The sequence below is a fragment of the Kitasatospora sp. NPDC091257 genome (assembly GCF_044757675.1).
Taxonomy (GTDB): Bacteria; Actinomycetota; Actinomycetes; order Streptomycetales; family Streptomycetaceae; genus Kitasatospora; species Kitasatospora lactacystinica.
In genome coordinates this window covers 1-1,284 of record NZ_JBIVVI010001760.1, presented here as the reverse complement: position 1 = coordinate 1,284, position 1,284 = coordinate 1, and the positions used below count along the sequence as shown (strand labels likewise).

At 70.9% G+C, this 1,284-nt stretch carries 1 protein-coding gene; it reads right to left on the bottom strand.

What is annotated here, in order from left to right; translation table 11 throughout:
* Positions 1 to 54: 54 nt before the first annotated feature.
* The coding region (locus ACIQOV_RS41835) for a hypothetical protein (protein ID WP_401056435.1) at positions 55 to 1,284 on the bottom strand (1,230 nt) is incomplete at its 5' end.

The following is a 1,284-nucleotide window of genomic DNA, read 5'->3' as shown; positions in this document are numbered from 1 at the left end:
GGTCCCCGGCGGAGTGCCGGGGGGACCCGGGCAGTACGGGTTCGTCCGAGGCTCCTAGGAGATCCGCTCCACGTGATCGCGCACCTGGCGGCAGGCCTCCAGCTGGTGGGACGTCAGCGGGCCGAGACGTCCGACCAGCGCTTGCAGCGCGAGGCGGTCGAACCACCACATCACGTCAAGAACGGCCACCAGGAGCAGACCGTCGTTGCGGTCCAGGCCCACGACGGCTGCCTGGGCGCCCTCCCACGCGAGGCGGACCTTCAGCAACCGGGAGTCCGTCATCTCTGGCTCGGGCAGCTGCATCACGGGAAGGTCCCGGACGAGTTCCACGAAGGCCTGCGGCAGGTGGAGCACGACCGCGTCCTTGGCCTGCTCCGCGGTCTCGTTCAGCGCCCGCGAGCGGGCCTCCACCGCCCGGGCGGTGCGCTGGGCCCTCCCGCGTTCGGTCCTCAGGTACCGCAGCTCTCGCGTCAGCTCCGCGTGGGCGTCGTCCCGCACGGGGGTCTGGTCGGCCAGCACGGCGACGCCGTGGTCGAGGTCGGCCCACTGCATCGTCATACCCCCGGGCAGCAGGGTGTCCAGGTCGACTCCCGCCCGCATGGACTGGCCGTCGACGCTGTGCTTCAGGTGGCGCAGCACGCCGGTGCGGCCGGTCGCCTCGATGCGTACCCGTGTGCCGAGCAGGTCCTCGGCATTTTCGGGAGTGACGGCTTTCTCGCCGCGCAGTTCGTGTTCCGCCGACAGGACACGGCCGCGCTTCCAGGTACCGACCGGGCGGGCGGTGGTGCCGCGGTGAAGGACGTCGCGGCGGTCGGGCCGGCCGAGACGGTTCGTGATGAGGTAGTCGTTCCAGCCCCGGGCATGCAGGTCGTCGCGGTTCAGGTCCTGCTGGGTGGCGGGCAGTGCGGGGACGCGGTCGGCGTGGCGGACGGTGCGGCGGGACAGGGGCTCGGCGTCTGCGGTGGTGCCGGCGGCCGCGGTGTCCGCGACGATCGCGTCACCGTCAATGTCGATGCCCAGTTCGCCGAGCCACCGTGTCAGCGCGTCCACGACGTCCCCGCCATCCCAGGAGCCGTCGTTGTCCTCGACATCGGTCTTGAGGTGGTTGAACAGATTGACGACCTGCGCTCCCAGAGCGCTCTGCGGGTCGAAGGTGAGTTTGTGCACGAGGGCTTCCCTTTCGTCACTGGGTGGGTGGTGGGCGTGGGGGTCGACCGAGTTCGACATGGCGGCCAGGCCGAGGCAGTTGCTGCGCGACGAGCGCAGGATCGCCCTGGTCGAATC